Source organism: Streptomyces sp. col6 (assembly GCF_008042035.1).
In the GTDB taxonomy this organism is placed as follows: domain Bacteria; phylum Actinomycetota; class Actinomycetes; order Streptomycetales; family Streptomycetaceae; genus Streptomyces.
Map to the genome: position 1 here is coordinate 1,525,686 of NZ_RDBL01000006.1, position 18,556 is coordinate 1,544,241.

Annotated in this window: 16 protein-coding genes; 13 read left to right on the top strand and 3 right to left on the bottom strand. The window is 71.3% G+C overall.

What is annotated here, in order from left to right; translation table 11 throughout:
* The first annotated feature begins 71 nt into the window (after positions 1 to 71).
* The 8 genes from recG to mutM all read left to right on the top strand — a co-directional run bounded on the left by recG (position 72) and on the right by mutM (position 7,544).
* The gene (gene recG, locus EAO73_RS10845; RefSeq protein ID WP_191133985.1) at positions 72 to 2,300 is read left to right on the top strand and encodes an ATP-dependent DNA helicase RecG; all 2,229 of its coding nucleotides are present in this window, start codon (positions 72 to 74) and stop codon (positions 2,298 to 2,300) included.
* A 117-nt stretch (positions 2,301 to 2,417) separates the two neighbouring features.
* Positions 2,418 to 3,002, top strand: a complete 585-nt coding sequence (rsmD, locus tag EAO73_RS10850; protein ID WP_147971163.1) for a 16S rRNA (guanine(966)-N(2))-methyltransferase RsmD — start codon at positions 2,418 to 2,420, stop codon at positions 3,000 to 3,002.
* 26 nt (positions 3,003 to 3,028) lie between these two features.
* The gene (gene coaD / locus EAO73_RS10855; protein WP_191134025.1) at positions 3,029 to 3,508 is read left to right on the top strand and encodes a pantetheine-phosphate adenylyltransferase; all 480 of its coding nucleotides are present in this window, start codon (positions 3,029 to 3,031) and stop codon (positions 3,506 to 3,508) included.
* A 110-nt stretch (positions 3,509 to 3,618) separates the two neighbouring features.
* Positions 3,619 to 4,767 carry a cell division initiation protein gene (locus tag EAO73_RS10860; RefSeq protein ID WP_147971165.1) on the top strand — a complete coding sequence of 383 codons (1,149 nt, stop codon included), beginning with the start codon at positions 3,619 to 3,621 and terminating at the stop codon, positions 4,765 to 4,767.
* Positions 4,768 to 4,971: 204 nt separating this feature from the next.
* Positions 4,972 to 5,580 (top strand): YceD family protein, encoded by a 609-nt coding sequence (locus EAO73_RS10865; RefSeq protein ID WP_147971166.1) that lies wholly within the window; start codon positions 4,972 to 4,974, stop codon positions 5,578 to 5,580.
* 2 nt (positions 5,581 to 5,582) lie between these two features.
* A complete protein-coding gene (gene rpmF / locus EAO73_RS10870) occupies positions 5,583 to 5,756 on the top strand; it encodes a 50S ribosomal protein L32 (protein WP_003965982.1) in 174 nt (57 codons plus the stop codon).
* Positions 5,757 to 5,775: 19 nt separating this feature from the next.
* The gene (rnc, locus tag EAO73_RS10875) at positions 5,776 to 6,600 is read left to right on the top strand and encodes a ribonuclease III (protein ID WP_147971167.1); all 825 of its coding nucleotides are present in this window, start codon (positions 5,776 to 5,778) and stop codon (positions 6,598 to 6,600) included.
* Positions 6,601 to 6,683: 83 nt separating this feature from the next.
* Entirely contained in the window at positions 6,684 to 7,544 is an 861-nt protein-coding gene (mutM, locus tag EAO73_RS10880; protein WP_147971168.1) for a bifunctional DNA-formamidopyrimidine glycosylase/DNA-(apurinic or apyrimidinic site) lyase, read from the top strand.
* On the opposite strand, the gene EAO73_RS10885 is transcribed toward mutM, so the two are convergent.
* Together EAO73_RS10885 and EAO73_RS10890 are read right to left on the bottom strand one after the other, a co-directional pair.
* Entirely contained in the window at positions 7,541 to 7,951 is a 411-nt protein-coding gene (locus EAO73_RS10885; protein WP_147971169.1) for a winged helix-turn-helix transcriptional regulator, read from the bottom strand. The genes mutM and EAO73_RS10885 overlap by 4 nt on opposite strands.
* Before the next feature lie 98 nt (positions 7,952 to 8,049).
* Positions 8,050 to 9,075, bottom strand: a complete 1,026-nt coding sequence (locus tag EAO73_RS10890) for a CAP domain-containing protein (protein WP_191133986.1) — start codon at positions 9,073 to 9,075, stop codon at positions 8,050 to 8,052.
* A gap of 144 nt (positions 9,076 to 9,219) precedes the next feature.
* Between EAO73_RS10890 and EAO73_RS10895 the strand changes: the two genes are divergently transcribed.
* The 4 genes from EAO73_RS10895 to EAO73_RS10915 all read left to right on the top strand — a co-directional run bounded on the left by EAO73_RS10895 (position 9,220) and on the right by EAO73_RS10915 (position 15,704).
* Entirely contained in the window at positions 9,220 to 9,501 is a 282-nt protein-coding gene (locus EAO73_RS10895; protein WP_026242487.1) for an acylphosphatase, read from the top strand.
* A 436-nt stretch (positions 9,502 to 9,937) separates the two neighbouring features.
* Positions 9,938 to 10,150, top strand: a complete 213-nt coding sequence (locus EAO73_RS10905; protein ID WP_018551753.1) for a hypothetical protein — start codon at positions 9,938 to 9,940, stop codon at positions 10,148 to 10,150.
* A gap of 351 nt (positions 10,151 to 10,501) precedes the next feature.
* Complete coding sequence (locus tag EAO73_RS10910) at positions 10,502 to 14,179, top strand: AAA family ATPase (RefSeq protein ID WP_147971170.1); 3,678 nt, start codon at positions 10,502 to 10,504, stop codon at positions 14,177 to 14,179.
* A gap of 100 nt (positions 14,180 to 14,279) precedes the next feature.
* On the top strand, positions 14,280 to 15,704 hold the full coding sequence (locus tag EAO73_RS10915; RefSeq protein ID WP_147971171.1) for a sugar porter family MFS transporter: 1,425 nt from the start codon (positions 14,280 to 14,282) through the stop codon (positions 15,702 to 15,704).
* 80 nt (positions 15,705 to 15,784) lie between these two features.
* On the opposite strand, the gene EAO73_RS10920 is transcribed toward EAO73_RS10915, so the two are convergent.
* Complete coding sequence (locus EAO73_RS10920; RefSeq protein WP_147971172.1) at positions 15,785 to 17,170, bottom strand: purine-cytosine permease family protein; 1,386 nt, start codon at positions 17,168 to 17,170, stop codon at positions 15,785 to 15,787.
* A gap of 124 nt (positions 17,171 to 17,294) precedes the next feature.
* On the opposite strand from EAO73_RS10920, the gene ftsY reads away from it, so the two are divergent.
* The gene (gene ftsY / locus EAO73_RS10925; RefSeq protein ID WP_147971173.1) at positions 17,295 to 18,494 is read left to right on the top strand and encodes a signal recognition particle-docking protein FtsY; all 1,200 of its coding nucleotides are present in this window, start codon (positions 17,295 to 17,297) and stop codon (positions 18,492 to 18,494) included.
* The last annotated feature ends 62 nt before the right edge of the window (positions 18,495 to 18,556 follow it).

Here is an 18,556-nt window from a genome sequence, read left to right on the forward strand (position 1 = left end):
TCACGATTCCCACCAGGAGTTTCCGGGGTCCGGCGGCGCCCGGCGGACAACTGTCACTGCCGTGGTGTGCAATGGATCGCGTGTCTGCGTTCGACGAACCCCTGAAGAAGCTGCTCGGCGGTCCCACCGCGAAGGTGATGGCCGAGCACCTCGACCTGCACACGGTCGGTGATCTCCTGCATCACTACCCGCGCCGGTACGAGGAGCGCGGCCGGCTCACGGCGCTGACCGACCTCCCGCTCGACGAGCACGTCACCGTCGTCGCCCAGGTCGCCGACGCCCGCGTGCTCACGTTCAACGGCGGACGCGGCAAGCGCCTCGAAGTGACCCTCACCGACGGCCACGGCAGGCTCCAGCTCGTCTTCTTCGGCCACGGCGTCCACAAACCGCACAAGGACCTGCTGCCCGGCCGGCGCGCCATGTTCGCCGGCAAGGTCTCCGTCTTCAACCGGAAGATGCAGCTCGCCCACCCGACCTACCAGCTGCTCGACGCCGCGGACACCGACGAGGCGAGCGAGGCCGTCGACGCCTTCGCGGGCAAGCTGCTGCCGATCTACCCCGCCTGCAAGCAGCTCGACTCCTGGCGGATCGCCAAGGCGGTCGACGCGGTGCTGCCCAGCGCCCAGGAGGCCGTCGATCCCCTGCCCGAGGCCCTGCGCGAGGGCCGCGGTTTCACCTCGCTGCCCGAGGCCCTGCTGAAGATCCACCGCCCGGCCACCAAGGCCGACGTGGCGGCGGCCCGCGACCGGCTCAAGTGGGACGAGGCCTTCGTCCTCCAGGTCGCCCTGGCCCGCCGCAGGTACGCCGACACCCAGCTCCCGGCCGTCGCCCGCAGGCCCGCCCCGGGCGGTCTCCTCGACGCGTTCGACGCGAAGCTGCCGTTCACGCTCACCGACGGCCAGCAGAAGGTCTCCAAGGAGATCTTCGACGACCTCGCCACCGAGCACCCGATGCACCGCCTCCTCCAGGGCGAAGTCGGTTCCGGGAAGACCATGGTGGCCCTGCGCGCCATGCTCGCCGTGGTCGACGCGGGCGGCCAGGCCGCCATGCTCGCGCCCACCGAGGTCCTCGCCCAGCAGCACCACCGCTCCATCACCGAGATGATGGGGGAGCTGGCCGAGGGCGGCATGCTCGGTGGGTCCGACCAGGGCACCAAGGTCGTCCTGCTCACCGGGTCCATGGGCACCGCCGCCCGCCGGCAGGCCCTGCTCGACCTGGTCACCGGTGAGGCCGGCGTCGTCATCGGGACGCACGCCCTGATCGAGGACAAGGTCAAGTTCCACGACCTGGGCCTGGTCGTCGTGGACGAGCAGCACCGCTTCGGGGTCGAGCAGCGCGACGCCCTCAGGTCGAAGGCGAACTCCCAGGGGGAAAAGAGGTCGCCGCACCTGCTCGTCATGACCGCCACCCCCATCCCGCGCACGGTCGCCATGACCGTCTTCGGCGACCTGGAGACCTCCGTCCTCGACCAGCTCCCGGCCGGCCGCTCGCCCATCGCCAGCCACGTCGTCCCCGCCAAGGACAAGCCGCACTTCCTCAGCCGCGCCTGGGAACGGGTCCGCGAGGAGGTGGAGAACGGCCACCAGGCGTACGTCGTCTGCCCCCGCATCGGGGACGACGAGGACGACCCCGGCAAGAAGAAGGGGAAGAAGAAGACCGCCGAGGAGGAGGCGACGGCCGACAAGCGCCCGCCTCTCGCCGTCCTGGAGATCGCCGAACAGCTCGCCAAGGGCCCCCTGAACGGTCTGCGTGTCGAGGTGCTGCACGGCAGGATGCAGCCCGACGACAAGGACGACGTGATGCGCCGCTTCGCCGCCGGCGACGTGGACGTCCTGGTCGCCACCACCGTCATCGAGGTCGGCGTCAACGTCCCCAACGCCACCGCCATGGTCATCATGGACGCCGACCGCTTCGGCGTCTCCCAGCTGCACCAGCTGCGCGGCCGGGTCGGCCGTGGTTCCGCCCCCGGCCTCTGCCTGCTCGTCACCGAGGCCCACGAGGCGAGCCCCGCCCGCGCCCGCCTCGGCGCCGTCGCCGCCACGCTGGACGGCTTCGAGCTCTCCCGTATCGACCTCGAACAGCGCCGCGAGGGCGATGTGCTCGGCCAGGCCCAGTCCGGGGTCCGCTCCTCGCTGCGGGTCCTGAACGTCATCGACGACGAGGAGGTCATCGCCGCCGCCCGCCAGGAGGCCGTCGCCGTCGTCGCCGCCGACCCCGAGCTGGAACACCTGCCCGAGCTGCGCACCGCCCTGGACGCCCTGCTCGACAAGGAGCGCGAGGAGTACCTGGACAAGGGATGAGCCGGCCGGGCCGCCCGCGCCCGCCCCGGGGAGCCCGGCCCTCCCCGACGCCATATCGTGGGAGGTACGGCGCTTACGGCACCCCGCGCGCCGCCCCGACCCGAGGACCAGTCACCCATGACCCGCGTGATCGCAGGCGTGGCCGGCGGACGCCGCCTGGCCGTCCCGCCCGGCACCGGCACCCGGCCCACATCCGACCGCGCGCGCGAGGGCCTGTTCTCCACCTGGCAGGCGCTCCTCGGCACCCTGGACGGCATCCGCGTCGCCGACCTCTACGCCGGATCCGGCGCCGTCGGCCTCGAAGCGCTGTCCCGGGGCGCGGCCCACGCCCTGCTCGTGGAGGCCGAGGCCAAGGCCCTGCGCACCGTCAAGGACAACGCCCGCACCCTCGGCCTGCCCGGCGCCGAGGTCCGTGGCGGCAAAGCCGAACAGATCGTGACAGGTCCGGCGCCGGCCGAGCCGTACGACGTGGTCTTCCTGGACCCGCCGTACGCCGTCACCGACGACGATCTTGCCGAGATACTGCTCACACTCCGTGCCCAGGGGTGGCTCACGGACGAAGCACTCGTCACCGTGGAACGCAGCACCAGAGGCGGAGAATTCAGCTGGCCCAAGGGTTTCGAGCCATTGCGGGCCCGTCGCTACGGCGAGGGAACGCTTTGGTACGGTCGCGCCGCCGCTACGTGCGAAGACGCACGATGACCGGACCGGAGAGCGAGGGAATCAAGTTGCGCCGCGCCGTATGCCCGGGGTCGTTCGACCCCATCACCAACGGACATCTCGACATCATCGGCCGAGCCTCGAAGCTGTACGACGTCGTGCACGTCGCGGTGATGATCAACCAGTCCAAGAAGGGCCTGTTCACGGTCGACGAGCGGATCGACCTCATCCGCCAGGTCACCGCCGAGTTCGGCAACGTCGAGGTCGAGGCCTTCCACGGCCTCCTCGTCGACTTCTGCAAGCAGCGCGACATCCCGGCGATCGTGAAGGGCCTGCGGGCCGTCAGCGACTTCGACTACGAACTCCAGATGGCCCAGATGAACAACGGGCTCTCCGGCGTCGAAACGCTCTTCGTGCCGACCAACCCCACCTACAGCTTCCTGTCGTCCTCCCTGGTCAAGGAGGTCGCGACCTGGGGCGGCGACGTCTCCCACCTGCTGCCGCCGGTGGTCCAGGAGGCCCTGGCCGAACGCCTCGCGCAGTCCTGAGCCACTGACTGCACGTCAGCCCTGCGCACCGCAGGTGTCGGACGGGAGCCGACTGGCCGTACAGTCGTCCCGTCCGTCTCCAACCGGCAGTAGAGAGTGGCGAGCACACGGTGGACGTGCAGAAGAAGCTCGACGAGATCGTCGAGACGGTCGGGAACGCCCGGTCCATGCCCATGTCGGCGTCCTGCGTGGTCAACCGCGCCGAACTGCTCGCCATGCTCGAAGAGGTGCGCGAGGCCCTGCCCGGCTCGCTCGCCCAGGCCGCGGAGGTCATCGGCGGCCACGAGCAGCTCGTCGAACAGGCCCGCCAGGAGGCCGGCCGCATCATCGAGAGCGCCCACGCCGAGCGCACCGCCCTGGTCTCCGGCACCGAGATCGCCCAGCGCTCCCAGGCCGAGGCCGACCGGATCCTCACCGAGGCCCGCAAGGAGGCCGACGAGGTCCGCGCCGAGGCCGACGAGTACGTCGACAGCAAGCTCGCCAACTTCGAGGTCGTCCTCACCAAGACCATCGGCTCCGTCGACCGGGGCCGCGAGAAGCTCCTCGGGCGCGGCCAGGGCTTCGACGAGCAGGGCTACGAGGACCCGGACTTCGCCGAGGCCCCCGAGCGCAGCACCGACCCGGCCACGCTCCAGCGCCGGGCCGACGAGTACGTGGACACCAAGCTCGGCGCCTTCGAGGCGGTGCTCGCCAAGACCCTGGAGGCGGTCGGCCGGGGCCGGCAGAAGCTGCACGGCCGGGTCGCCACGGACGAGCTGGGCGCGCACATCGCCGCCCAGGACGCGGCCGGCGACCAGGGCCACACCAGCGACGAGGACCACTGGGCCGGACTGGCCGAGGTCGCCACCCCGCAGCCGCTCCGGATCCCGCACCAGGCCGAGCCGCAGTACGGCCAGCCGGAACCGCAGTACGCCCAGGGCTACGGCTACCAGGACCAGCAGGTCCAGCAGCAGGACGGCTACCAGGACCAGCCGCAGCAGGACGCGTACCAGGACCAGCACGCCCAGCACCCCCAGCAGGACGTCTACGGCTACCAGCAGCAGCCCGACCCGTACGCCGCCTACCAACAGCAGGGCTACGACCAGGGCCAGGCGCAGAACGGGATGCAGGCGCAGGGCGGCTACGACGCCTGGCAGCAGCCGGTCCAGCCCCCGCAGCCCCACCAGCAGCACGGCGAGGGCGCCCTGGACGAGACCAGCCTGTTCGACACCAGCATGATCGACCTGGAGCAGCTGCGCCGCTACGAACAGGAACGCTGACCGGCCGGCCGGGGGTCCGCCCGGGGCCGGATTGGGAGCTGGGCGGTGTGTCCAGTATCCTGGCTCTTCGGTCGCGCGTATGTCCGCGATCCCGGCTGCCCGCTTCGACTCCGGACCGGTCGGCCCTTCCCCACCACGCGTGACGCGTTCGATCCGAAAGCAGGAAAAGCCCTGAACGGCCACCTCGACCACCGAAACCCCCTCGTGTTCGACACGCACGAGCTGGGCCGGCGTCCGGGTGCCATGAAGCGGCTGACCCGCACGGCGGACGCTCCCGCCGACCTCGGTATCGGCGACGTCATCGGAGTGCCGCAGGGCGCGCCGGTGAAGCTGGACCTCCGTCTCGAATCCGTCATGGAGGGCGTGCTCGTGACCGGGACCGCCCGTGCGACGGTCGAGGGGGAGTGCGTAAGGTGTCTGGAGCCGCTGAGCCGCGAGGTCGAGGCGGACTTCCAGGAGATGTTCTCGTACCCTGACGCCGATGACCGGAACCACGGCAAGCCCGCGGACCCGGTCGACGACGCCGAGGACGACGAGGACAGGCTTTTTCTCGAGGACGGCCTGTTCGACCTCGAGCCGGTGCTGCGTGATGCGGTGGTGCTCGCACTGCCGATGCAGCCGGTGTGCAAGGAATCCTGTGCCGGTCTGTGCTCCGAGTGCGGAGTCAGGCTGGACGAGAATCCCGGCCACCACCACGATGCCGTCGACGCTCGTTGGGCGGCACTGCAAGGACTCGCCGAGACCATTCAGGACGGCGAGAAGGACAACATGGGCGGCGCCGCACCCGGCGTCGACAAGAAGCAGGAGAAGTAGCCGTGGCTGTTCCGAAGCGGAAGATGTCGCGCAGCAACACGCGCCACCGCCGGTCGCAGTGGAAGGCTGCGGTCCCCACCCTGGTTTCGTGCGAGCGCTGCCAGGAGCCGAAGCTGCAGCACATCGCGTGCCCCAGCTGCGGCACGTACAACAAGCGCCAGGTCCTCGAGGTCTGAGCGGCTGGTGAGAGGCCCGATGTCTGAGTTGTCCCACGCCAAGAAGCAGGCAGACAACGTCAACACAGCCTCGTCCCACACGCTTCTGGAAGGGCGGCTCGGGTACCAACTCGAGTCCGCCCTTCTGGTGCGTGCGCTGACCCACCGTTCGTACGCGTACGAGAACGGCGGTCTGCCCACCAACGAGCGGCTGGAGTTCCTCGGGGACTCCGTGCTCGGCCTGGTGGTCACGGACACGCTGTACCGCACCCACCCCGACCTGCCCGAAGGCCAGCTGGCCAAGCTGCGGGCCGCGGTGGTCAACTCGCGTGCGCTTGCGGAAGTGGGCCGCGGCCTCGAACTCGGCTCCTTCATCCGGCTCGGCCGCGGTGAAGAGGGCACGGGTGGCCGGGACAAGGCCTCCATCCTCGCCGACACCCTGGAAGCGGTGATCGGCGCGGTCTATCTCGATCAGGGCCTCGACGCGGCGTCCGAGCTGGTCCACCGGCTCTTCGACCCGCTGATCGACAGGTCCTCGAACCTCGGCGCCGGCCTGGACTGGAAGACCAGCCTCCAGGAGCTCACCGCGAGCGAGAGCCTCGGAGTCCCCGAGTATCTCGTCACGGAGACCGGCCCGGACCACGAGAAGACCTTCACTGCTGCCGCCCGCGTCGGTGGTGTCTCGTACGGCACCGGCACCGGCCGTAGCAAGAAGGAAGCGGAGCAACAGGCGGCCGAGTCCGCCTGGCGCGAGATCAGCGCCGCCGCGGAGGCGCGGGAGGCAGCGGCGAAGGCCGGTGCCGACGGAGGGGCCGCCGACACCCCTGCCGACCCGTCGCCGTCCACGGACGTCGCTCCGGCCTGACCTGCGAGAACCCCTCGGTGCCGCCGTGCACCGGGGGGTTCTCCGTGTCCGTGTACCCCGTCGCGTCCCCCCAGGAGCCGTCCATGCCCGAACTGCCCGAGGTCGAAGTCGTCCGCCGCGGACTGGAGCGCTGGGTCGCCGGGCGGACCGCCGGTGAGGTCGAGGTCCTGCACCCGCGCGCGGTCCGCCGCCATCTCGCGGGCGGCGTGGACTTCGCGGCCCGGCTCACGGGGACGCGGTTCGGGACCGCGATGCGCCGGGGCAAGTACCTGTGGGTGCCGCTCGACGACGCGGCCGGCTCGCTCCTCGGCCACCTCGGCATGAGCGGCCAGCTGCTCGTCCAGCCCGAGGGGGCGCCCGACGAGAAGCATCTGCGGATCAGGGTCAGGTTCGCCGACGCGGTGGGCACCGAACTCCGCTTCGTGGACCAGCGCACCTTCGGCGGGCTCTCGCTCCACGAGAACACCCTCGACGGGCTGCCCGACGTCATCGCGCACATCGCCCGCGACCCCCTGGACCCGGCCTTCGACGACGCCGCCTTCCACACGGCGCTGCGGCTGCGCCGCACCACGGTCAAGCGCGCCCTGCTCGACCAGTCGCTGATCAGCGGGGTCGGCAACATCTACGCGGACGAGGCGCTCTGGCGTGCCCGGCTGCACTACGACCGCCCGACCGCGACCCTGACCCGCCCCAAGTCGGCCGAGCTGCTCGGCCACATCCGCGACGTGATGAACGCGGCGCTGGCCCAGGGCGGCACGAGCTTCGACAGCCTGTATGTGAACGTGAACGGCGAGTCGGGCTACTTCGACCGGTCACTGGACGCCTACGGCCGCGAGGGCGAGCCCTGCCACCGCTGCGGTACGGCGATGGCGCGGCGCCCCTGGATGAACCGGTCCAGCTACTACTGCCCCCGCTGCCAGCGTCCGCCGCGCGTCAGACCTTAGGGCCTGTCCGCGCGCGCCTCGTCGTAACGGGCCCTGGCCTCCAGGACGTCGGGCATCCGGCCCTCGACGAAGTGGATCAGGGAGAGCAGCCGCTCCGCGACCTCGCGGCCGAGCGGGGTCAGCTCGTAGTCGACGCGCGGCGGATTGACGAGCTGGGCCTCGCGGTGCACCAGTCCGTCCCGCTCCAGGGCGTGCAGGGTCTGGGACAGCATCTTCTCGCTCACCCCGTCGACCCGGCGGCGCAGCGCGTTGAAGCGCAGGCTCTCCTCGTACAGCGCGCCGAGCGTGAGGGCACCCCAGCGGCCGGTGGCGTGTTCCAGCAGGCCGCGCGAGGGGCACTGCTTGGAGAACACGTCGAAGGGCAGGTCGTCCGTCGCCGACGTCTCCGGTGCGGTGCTCTGGTCCATGAAACCAGCGTACGCCCGCACAGCGCTTTCCCTGAGTCAGTGCGATCCGGGGGAGAGCGAGTGGGGCGTACGAGGGGTGTGTGCCGCGGTGAGACGGGTCAGAAACCGAAGTCCTGGGTCCACCAGGGGCCGCCGGCCCCGAAGTGGACGCCCACGCCGAGCGTCTTGTAATCGCAATTGAGAATGTTTGCCCGGTGGCCGTCGCTGTTCATCCAGGCGTCCATCACGGCCTCCGCGTCGGCCTGGCCGCGGGCGATGTTCTCGCCGCCGAGCCCGGAGACACCGGCCGCGTCCGCCCGGTCCCAGGGGCTCTTGCCATCGGGGTCCGTGTGGTCGAAGAAGCCGCGCGCCGCCATGTCGTCGCTGAAGTTCTGGGCGAGCGAGGTCAGCGACGAGCTCGCCGTGACCGGGCTGCAGCCGACCTTGCCGCGCTCCTCGTTGACGAGGGCCAGGATCGCGGCCTGGGCCGAGGCGGCGGTGGCGCTCGGGGTGCTGCTCTTCGACGGGGCCGGCGCGGAGGACGAGGACTTCGGGGCGGCGGGCGCCGAGCTCCTGGCGGCCTGGCTGGCCGGGGCCTTCGAGGAGGAGGAGGGCTTGGCCTTCTCCTTCTTCTTGGGCGGCGTCGTCTTCGCGGCGGTGGACTTCTTGCCGGCCGGGGACTTGGACGGCGTGGCGGTCTTCGAGGGCGAGGCGGAAGCGGAAGCCGACGGGGACGCCGAGTCCGAGGCGCTGGGGGAGGCCGACTTCGACCGGTCCGGCGTGGCGGAATGCGACTTCTTCGGAGCCGCCGGGCGGTCGGTGCCACGGCTGGCGGTGGCCGAAGCGGAGGAGCGGTCGGCGGACGGGGTGGTGGCGCCGCCCTGGGTGAGCAGGTCCGGCGCCGCGTGCGAGCGCACCTGGTCGGCGACCGGACCGCCGCCGACGGTGTAGCTGTCGCCGCCGGGCAACAGCCCCGAGGCCACGGCGACGGCTCCGACGGCCAGGGCCGCCGAGACGCCTATCAGTCCGGTGCGCACAGGGATCGCGGACCGCTTTCTGCGGCCCGCCTCCCGGTGCCGGCCCGCGGCCCCGTCCACCTGTTCCTCAGCGGCGGGAGCTGCGGCGCTGCGTCGATGGCGTCCCATCTGCTGTGCCCTTCTGACGACCAGGACGTCGTTTTCGACGCCACCATGCTCACCCGAACGGGTGAAGCTTTTGCGAGGGGACTGTACGCCATGGTGTTTCGCCGACAAGTACGACGAATGCAATTGGCCGGTTAGCGTTCGGGCATGAACGAAGATGTACGACTCACCGCTTGGGTACGCGGCCGAGTACAGCAAGTAGGGTTCCGCTGGTTCACCAGGGCAAACGCTTTGGAGATCGGGGGCCTCACCGGTTTCGCCCTCAATCTCGACGACGGCAGGGTGCAGGTCGTGGCCGAGGGCCGGCGTGAGAATTGCCACCGTCTTCTGGACTGGCTGCGGTCCGACGACACTCCCGGCCGCGTCGACGGTGTCACTGAGATCTGGGACACGCCGCGCGGGGGATACGAGGGATTCGCGATCCGCTGAGACCGCCCGTGAAGGGGCTCTCGAAAAGGTTCGTGTTCGGGCCGTGTTCGATGTGCGGCGGGGGGTGACGGTCCGCGCTCCCGTCGCACGTACACATGAAATGACCTGCGGAATGTTCTGATGGTTGCCAAGATTCGGCCGGCATGCGAGGCTTCGGCCCTGAGGATGATCTCGGTACCCCGAGGGGCCCGTTGGAGAGTCGCGCCGCATGATCGTTCTGCCGCGCGCCCCCGGGACGCCCGCGACTGCGGGGTGTGATCGTGTTGACCGTCAAACTTTTTGGTGAGACTCTGAAATCCCCGCGCACCTTAGCTGTTCGGCAGAGCTGGTAGGCAGCAGGACGCAGTGACACAGAGGCACTGCCGAGCACCGCGGGTGCGATCCCTCACGACCCACACCGCATCGGTCGGTCACTCATTGTGGAGGACCATCCATCATGGCAAAGGCGCTTCTCGGTTACGTCGGCGGTTCCGACCCGCGACTCCTCGCCGAGATGCGACGGCTCCAGCAGCGCGTCCAGGACCTGGAATCCGAGCTCGTACGGATCCAGGACGAGAACGACGCGCTCAACGCCGCCGCCCAGCACCAAGAGTCGCTGCTCGACAGCATCGACATCGACGTACCCCAGGCGGAGCCGGCGCTCACCTGACCCGGCCTGAAGGCCCTCAGGGGCCGGTCGGGCCCACGCGCCAACCGCACGGGCACATCGACGGATCATCACCGGATCATTGAGGATCAGGACCGCAGGCCGGGTCATTGCCGGATTGCGTCGATCCGCTTCTCCTCGGCCTCGTCATTGATCCGGTCACGCATGTCCGCACGAGCACCTGTGCGCGACATCCGATGATCCGCAGAATTACAGGGGACGCTTCGGCGTCCCTTCTTTCTTTTCCCCCGCCTCGCGCAGGTCCCGCCCCCGGCGTACACCTCTTCCCTTACCGTCTGATGTGCCCTGCACCTTCATCAGCGAAACCGAGAGCGAAAGGTAGAGTCCGGCGGCGTGCACCTCAAGGCCCTGACCCTGCGCGGTTTCAAATCGTTCGCCTCCGCCACGACGCTGCGGTTCGAACCCGGTATCACCTGTGTCGTCGGCCCCAACGGGTCAGGCAAGTCCAATGTGGTGGACGCGCTTTCCTGGGTCATGGGCGAACAGGGCGCGAAATCCCTGCGCGGCGGCAAGATGGAGGACGTGATCTTCGCCGGGACCACCGGCCGGCCGCCGCTGGGCCGGGCCGAGGTCTCGCTGACCATCGACAATTCCGACGGCGCCCTGCCCATCGAGTACGCCGAAGTCACGATCACGCGGATCATGTTCCGCAACGGCGGCAGCGAATACCAGATCAACGGCGACACCTGCCGGCTGCTCGACATCCAGGAACTCCTCTCCGACTCCGGCATCGGCCGCGAGATGCACGTCATCGTCGGCCAGGGCCAGCTGGACTCCGTGCTCCACGCCGATCCGATGGGGCGCCGCGCCTTCATCGAGGAGGCGGCGGGGGTCCTCAAGCACCGCAAGCGCAAGGAGAAGGCGCTGCGGAAGCTGGACGCGATGGGGACGAACCTGGCCAGGGTCCAGGACCTCACCGACGAGCTGCGGCGGCAGCTGAAACCGCTCGGCCGGCAGGCGGCAGTGGCCCGCCGTGCCGCCGTCATCCAGGCCGACCTGCGCGACGCCCGGCTGCGGCTCCTCGCCGACGACCTGGTGACGCTGCGCACCGCCCTGCGCAGCGAGATCGCCGACGAGGCCGCGCTCCGGCAGCGCCGGGAGGCGGCCGAGGCCGAACTCAAGGCAGCCCTCGCCCGCGAGGCCGAACTGGAGGACGAGGTACGCCGGCTGACCCCCCGGCTCCAGCGCGCCCAGCAGACCTGGCACGAGCTGTCGCAGCTGGCCGAACGGGTACGCGGCACGATCTCGCTGGCCGACGCCCGGGTGAAGAGCGCCACCGCGCCGCCCGAGGAGGAGCGCCGGGGCCGAGACCCCGAGGACATGGAGCGCGAGGCCGCCCGCATCCGCGAGCAGGAGGCCGAGCTGACCGCCGCCCTGGAGGCGGCCGAGCACGCGCTCGACGACACCGCCTCCCACCGCCACGAGCTGGAGCGCGAGTTGGCCGCCGAGGAGCGCCGGCTCAAGGACGCCGCCCGCGCCCTGGCCGACCGCCGCGAAGGGCTCGCCCGGCTGCACGGCCAGGTCAACGCCGCCCGCAGCCGCGCGGGTTCGGCCCAGGCGGAGATCGACCGGCTGTCCGCCTCGCGCGACGAGGCGCGGGAGCGGGCCGTCGCGGCCCAGGAGGAGTACGAGGAGCTGAAGGCCGAGGTCGACGGTCTGGACGCCGGCGACACGGAACTCGGTGAGCGGCACGACACCGCCCGGCGCGAGCTGAGGGAGGCCGAGGCCGCGCTCTCCCGGGCCCGCGAGGAGGCCACCGCCGCCGAGCGGCAGCGCGCCGCCGTCGCGGCCCGGCACGACGCGCTGGCCCTCGGGCTGCGGCGCAAGGACGGTACGGGAGCACTGCTCGGGGCCCGCGACCGGCTCACCGGCCTCCTCGGCCCCGCCGCCGAACTGTTGACGGTGGCCCCGGGCCACGAGATCGCGGTGGCGGCGGCACTGGGCGCGGCGGCGGACGCGGTCGCGGTCACGGACCCGGCCACGGCGGCGGAGGCGATCCGGCTGCTGCGCAAACAGGACGCGGGGCGTGCGGCCCTGCTGCTGGGGGCCGCCGGGCACGTACCGGGACAGGGCGGTCCGGCGCACCCGCCGCACCCCGAAGGCGCCGCCCATGTGGCGCTTCCCGGCCAGAGCACGGAGCCCGTACACGGGGCGGTGGCACCCGAGCCCGCCGCACAGGTGCTGGCCCCGGCCACCGGCCGGCAGACCCCCGTCGCCGATCTCGTCAGCGGACCCGTCGAACTGGTGGCCGCCGTCCGCAGGCTGGTGCGGGACATGGTCGTCGTCGCCACCCTGGAGGACGCCGAGGACCTGGTCGCCGCGCATCCCGTGCTGACGGCGGTGACCGGCGAGGGCGATCTGCTCTCCGCCCACTTCGCGCACGGCGGTTCCGCCGGCGCGCCCAGCCTGCTCGAAGTGCAGGCGTCCGTGGACGAGGCCGCCGCCGAGCTCGCCGGACTCGCAGTGCGGTGTGCCGAACTGGCCGAGGCGCAGCGGGTGGCGGCCGAGCGGCGGACCGCTTCGGCGGCGCTCGTCGAGGAGCTGGGGGAGCGGCGGCGGGCCGTCGAGCGGGAGCGGTCCGGGGTCGCCCAGCAGCTCGGCCGGCTGGCCGGCCAGGCGCGGGGCGCCGCAGGGGAGGCCGAGCGCATGGACGCCTCCGCCGCGCGGGCCCAGGAGGCGCTGGAACGGGCCACCGAGGAGGCCGAGGAGCTGGCCGAGCGGCTGCTCGTCGCCGAGGAGGCGGCCGGTGACGGAGCCGACGACGAGCCGGACACCGGGGTGCGCGACCGGCTCGCGGCCGACGGCGCCAACGCCCGGCAGACCGAGATGGAGGCCCGCCTCCAGGTCCGTACGCACGAGGAGCGCGTCAAGGCGCTCGCCGGGCGCGCCGACTCGCTGGACCGGGCAGCCCGGACCGAGCGCGAGGCGCGGGACCGGGCCGAGCGGCGTCGCGCCCGGCTGCGCCACGAGGCGGAGGTGGCCGCGGCCGTGGCCTCGGGCGCCCGGCAGCTGCTGGCCCACGTCGAGGTGTCCGTCGTACGGGCGGAGCAGGAGCGGGTGGCGGCCGAGGCGTCGAAGGGTGAGCGGGAGCGGGAGCTCGGGGCCGAGCGGCTGCGGGGCCGCGACCTCAAGGGGGAGCTCGACAAGCTGACGGACTCGGTTCACCGGGGCGAGGTCCTGGGTGCCGAGAAGCGCCTGCGGATGGAGCAGCTGGAGACGAAGGCGCTGGAGGAGCTGGGCGTCGAGCCGGCCGGTCTGACGGCGGAGTACGGCCCCGACCAGCCGGTGCCGCCGTCCCCGCCCGCCGAGGGCGAGGAGCTTCCGGAGGACCCGGAGCATCCGCGTAACCAGCCCCGGCCGTTCGTCAGGGCCGAGCAGGAGAAGCGGCTCAGGTCGGCCGAACGGGCGTACCAGCAACTCGGGAAGGTGAATCCGCTCGCCCTTGAGGAGTTCTCCGCGCTGGAGGAGCGGCACAAGTTCCTCTCCGAGCAGCTGGAGGACCTGAAGAAGACCCGGGCCGATCTGCTCCAGGTCGTCAAGGAGGTCGACGAGCGGGTGGAGCAGGTGTTCACGGAGGCGTACCGGGACACCGCGCGCGAGTTCGAGGGCGTCTTCTCGCGGCTCTTCCCGGGCGGCGAGGGGCGGCTGATCCTGACCGATCCGGACAACATGCTGGCCACCGGCGTGGACGTCGAGGCCCGGCCGCCGGGCAAGAAGGTGAAGCGGCTCTCCCTGCTCTCCGGCGGGGAAAGGTCCCTGACGGCAGTGGCGTTGCTGGTCTCGATCTTCAAGGCCCGGCCGAGCCCGTTCTATGTGATGGACGAGGTCGAGGCGGCCCTGGACGACACCAATCTCCAGCGGCTGATCCGGATCATGGAGGAGCTCCAGGAGAGTTCTCAGCTCATCGTGATCACGCATCAGAAGCGGACGATGGAGGTCGCCGACGCGCTGTACGGCGTCTCGATGCAGGGCGACGGCGTCTCCAAGGTGATCAGTCAGCGTCTTCGCTGAACGCGGGGGTACCCGAGTGGTGGCGGGGCCGAAGATGTGCGCCACTTGAGACCAGCTCACCCATGTCCGATGCCGCGGCCCCGCCCCAGGGAGGCCTTACGTGACCAGTCCATCGCCAGGATCCGGACCGGAGTCCGGGGCCCGTTCGGCCCACCCGGACCACCTCGGCCATGTCATCTTCATCACCGCCGCGGCCGCGATGGGCGGCTTCCTGTTCGGCTACGACAGCTCCGTGATCAACGGGGCCGTCGAGGCGATCCGCCACCGCTACGACATCGGCTCCGGCACGCTCGCCCAGGTGATCGCCATCGCGCTGATCGGCTGCGCGATCGGCGCCGCCACGGCCGGCCGCATCGCCGACCGCATCGGGCGCATCCGCTGCATGCAGATCGCCGCCGTCCTGTTCACCGTCAGCGCCGTGGGCTCCGCGCTCCCGTTCGCGCTCTGGGACCTGGCGATGTGGCGCATCATCGGCGGTTTCGCGATCGGCATGGCCTCGGTGATCGGCCCCGCCTACATCGCCGAGGTCTCGCCGCCCGCCTACCGCGGCCGGCTCGGCTCGTTCCAGCAGGCCGCGATCGTCATCGGCATCGCCATCTCCCAGCTCGTCAACTACGGCATCCTGCAGATCGCCGACGGCGACCAGCGCGGCAAGATCGGCGGGCTGGAGGCCTGGCAGTGGATGCTCGGCGTGATGGTCGTGCCCGCGGTGCTCTACGGGCTGCTCTCGTTCGCGATCCCGGAGTCGCCGCGCTTCCTGCTCTCCATCGGCAAGCGGGAGCGGGCCCGGAAGATCCTCGAAGAGGTCGAGGGCAAGAACGTCGACCTCGACGCGCGCGTCGACGAGATCGAGACAGCGATGCGCCGCGAGCACAAGTCGTCCTTCAGGGATCTGCTCGGCAGCCGCTTCGGCTTCCTGCCGATCGTCTGGGTCGGCATCGGCCTCTCGGTGTTCCAGCAGCTCGTCGGTATCAACGTGGCGTTCTACTACTCCGCGACGCTGTGGCAGTCCGTCGGCATCGACCCGACCGACTCCTTCTTCTGGTCGTTCACCACATCGATCGTCAACATCATCGGTACCGTCATCGCGATGATCCTGGTGGACCGGGTCGGCCGCCGTCCGCTCGCCCTCGTCGGCTCCTGCGGTATGGCCGTCGCCCTGGCCTTCGAGGCGTGGGCCTTCTCCGCCGACCTGGTCAACGGCAAGCTGCCGACCGCCCAGGGCGCGGTCGCGCTCGCCGCCGCCCACATCTTCGTGCTCTTCTTCGCCCTGTCGTGGGGTGTCGTGGTCTGGGTCTTCCTCGGCGAGATGTTCCCGAACCGCATCCGTGCCGCCGCGCTCGGTGTCGCCGCCTCGGCGCAGTGGATCGCCAACTGGGCGATCACCGCGAGCTTCCCGAGCCTCGCCGACTGGAACCTCTCGGGCACGTACATCATCTACGCCTGCTTCGCCACGCTCTCGATCCCCTTCGTCATCAAGTTCGTGAAGGAGACCAAGGGCAAGGCGCTGGAGGAGATGGGCTGACTCCCGCCGGCCCTTCTCGAAACCGTACGGCCCCGTTCGCGCCCGCGAGCGGGGCCGTACGCGGTTCGGCCCGCGGATCGTCAGAAGTGGGCGGCCGGGTCCCGGCGTCCCGGGCGCGGCAGCACCGCGTACAGACCGCCCGAGACGAGCACCGTGGCCGCCCAGCCCAGACCGCTGCGGCCCGGCCAGGTGCCGGCGAGCGGGCCGGTGAACCACTCGACTCCGGTGAACAGGAGTCCGACGGCGAGGCCCGCGGCCCAGGCGACGACGGCGGAGCACGCGACGCCTCCCGTGTACCAGTAGGCGCCGGACGGGGTGGGGTCCATGAGCGCCACCGGGTCGTAGCGGCGGCCGCGCAGCATGTCCGTGGCGAACACCCCGATCCAGGCGGAGAACGCCACCGCGAGCAGACGCAGGAAGGAGACGAACGCGTCGACGAAACTGCTCGCCACCATCATCAGGAGCGAGCCCAGGAACAGGCTGATCGCCGCGTTCACCCCGACGGCCCAGGCGCGCGGGAGCGTGATGCCGAGGGTCTGCGCGGTGAACCCGGCCGAGTACATCGACAGCGCGTTGATCAGCACCATGCCGGTGAGGGCGACGACCAGGTACGGGACGGAGAGCCAGGTCGGCAGCAGGGCGCCGATGAACGAGACGGGGTCACCGGTGACGGCGAGTTCCGGCGTCCGCACCGCCATCACCGCCCCCATCACCACCAGCGGCAGCAGCACCACGAGCGCCCCGCCCACCGCGGCCGCGACCATGGACCGGCCCGACGAGGCGCGCGGCAGATAGCGGGTGAAGTCCGGCCCGGACGGGGCCCAGCTGATCCCGCCGGCGGCCAGCGTGCCGATGCCCGCGATCACCATCGCCGCCGGGCCGGGCGGCCGGTCCAGCACCACGCGCCACGGCACCGAAACGGCGAGATGCGCCAGCACGAGCACGCTGAAGGCGCCGAACACACACGCCGACCAGGTACAGCCCACCCGCAGCGCCCGCAGCCCGAGGCCCGACAGGAGAAAGCTCGCCGCGACGAAGGCCAGCAGCGTCGCCATGATCAGCGCGGTCGTGCTCCGGACGCCGAACAGCACACGGCCCACGGTCAGCAGGGCGTACGCGCCGGTGACCGCGTTCATGGCCTCCCAGCCCCAGCGCGCCACCCAGATCAGTGCCCCGGGTGCCAGATTGCCCCGATGGCCGAATGCCGCCCGCGACAGCGCCATACCGGGGGCGCCGCCGCTCTTCCCGGCCACCGAGATGAAACCAACCAGGCCGAACGACACCAGGGGCGCCACCACCGCCACCGCCAGCACCTGCCAGAAGTTCAGCCCGTTCAGCACGACGAGCCCCGCGCCGACGGTGAGAAGCAGCACGGTCATGTTCGCCGTGGCCCAGGTGGGGAAGAGCGAGCGGACCCGGCCGGTCCGCGCCTCGTCGGGCACGGGTTCCAGGCCACGGGTCTCCACGGCCAGGATCGTACCTTTCCGGCATATCGGGCATGGTGAACGGGCTGCCACCCGCGCTTCGGGCCCGGTGCCGGACGGTTCCCTTCCCCGATTGCCGGCCCGGGTGACTGATACTGGGTGGGTTATGGAATTCGTCATCCTTGCTGTAGTCATCGCCCTGGTCGCGGTCGGCGTGATCAGCGGGCTCGTGGTCAGCAGCCGCAAGAAGAAGCAGCTGCCCCCGGCGCCGTCGAGCACGCCGCCCCTCACACCTCCCGCCGAGCCCCATGTCGGCGAGGAGGCCGAAGAGCCGCGCGAGGAATCGCGCCGCACCATCGAGGACGTCGCGGCCCCGCCCGCCGAGGCCGCCCCGGAGACCGTCGCACCGGAGGCGCCCGCCGCCCCCGCGCTCGACGTCCCCGAGCCCACCGCCGGCCGGCTCGTCCGGCTGCGGGCCCGCCTCGCCCGCTCGCAGAACACCCTCGGCAAGGGGCTCCTCGCGCTCCTGTCCCGGGACAACCTCGACGAGGACACCTGGGAGGAGATCGAGGACACCCTCCTCACCGCCGACGTCGGCGTCGCCCCCACCCAGGAACTGGTCGAGCGCCTGCGCGAGCGCGTCCGGGTGCTCGGCACCCGCACCCCCGAGGAGCTGCGCACCCTGCTGCGCGAGGAGCTGCTCACGCTGCTCGGCACCGACTTCGACCGCGCGGTGAAGACGGAGAGCGGCCTCGAAACCCCCGGCGTCGTGATGGTCGTCGGCGTCAACGGCACCGGCAAGACCACCACCACCGGCAAGCTGGCCCGGGTGCTCGTCGCCGACGGCCGCAGCGTGGTGCTCGGCGCGGCCGACACCTTCCGCGCCGCCGCCGCCGACCAGCTCCAGACCTGGGGCGAGCGCGTCGGTGCCCGTACCGTGCGCGGCCCCGAGGGCGGTGACCCGGCGTCCATCGCCTACGACGCCGTCAAGGAGGGCATCGCCGAGGGTGCCGACGTCGTACTCATCGACACCGCCGGCCGGCTGCACACCAAGACCGGCCTGATGGACGAGCTGGGCAAGGTCAAGCGGGTCGTCGAGAAGCACGGTCCGCTCGACGAGGTGCTGCTCGTCCTCGACGCCACCACCGGGCAGAACGGCCTGGTGCAGGCGCGGGTCTTCGCGGAGGTCGTCGACATCACCGGCATCGTCCTCACCAAGCTCGACGGCACCGCCAAGGGCGGCATCGTCATCGCCGTCCAGCGCGAGCTGGGCGTGCCGGTCAAGCTCGTCGGCCTCGGCGAGGGACCGGACGACCTGGCCCCGTTCGAGCCGGAAGCCTTCGTGGACGCCCTGATCGGGGACTGACACGACGGTCCGGCGAACAGAACGGACGGAACAGCCGGAAGCCCGGCCGCGGAGATTCACGC

What these genes read in the sequence shown, in the direction of transcription:
- recG (WP_191133985.1), top strand. Translation starts at nt 72, where the DNA reads ATGGATCGCGTGTCTGCGTTCGACGAACCCCTGAAGAAGCTGCTCGGC.
- rsmD (WP_147971163.1), top strand. Translation starts at nt 2,418, where the DNA reads ATGACCCGCGTGATCGCAGGCGTGGCCGGCGGACGCCGCCTGGCCGTC.
- rnc (WP_147971167.1), top strand. Translation starts at nt 5,776, where the DNA reads ATGTCTGAGTTGTCCCACGCCAAGAAGCAGGCAGACAACGTCAACACA.
- mutM (WP_147971168.1), top strand. Translation starts at nt 6,684, where the DNA reads ATGCCCGAACTGCCCGAGGTCGAAGTCGTCCGCCGCGGACTGGAGCGC.
- EAO73_RS10885 (WP_147971169.1), bottom strand. Translation starts at nt 7,951, where the DNA reads ATGGACCAGAGCACCGCACCGGAGACGTCGGCGACGGACGACCTGCCC.
- EAO73_RS10890 (WP_191133986.1), bottom strand. Translation starts at nt 9,075, where the DNA reads ATGGGACGCCATCGACGCAGCGCCGCAGCTCCCGCCGCTGAGGAACAG.
- EAO73_RS10895 (WP_026242487.1), top strand. Translation starts at nt 9,220, where the DNA reads ATGAACGAAGATGTACGACTCACCGCTTGGGTACGCGGCCGAGTACAG.
- EAO73_RS10905 (WP_018551753.1), top strand. Translation starts at nt 9,938, where the DNA reads ATGGCAAAGGCGCTTCTCGGTTACGTCGGCGGTTCCGACCCGCGACTC.
- ftsY (WP_147971173.1), top strand. Translation starts at nt 17,295, where the DNA reads ATGGAATTCGTCATCCTTGCTGTAGTCATCGCCCTGGTCGCGGTCGGC.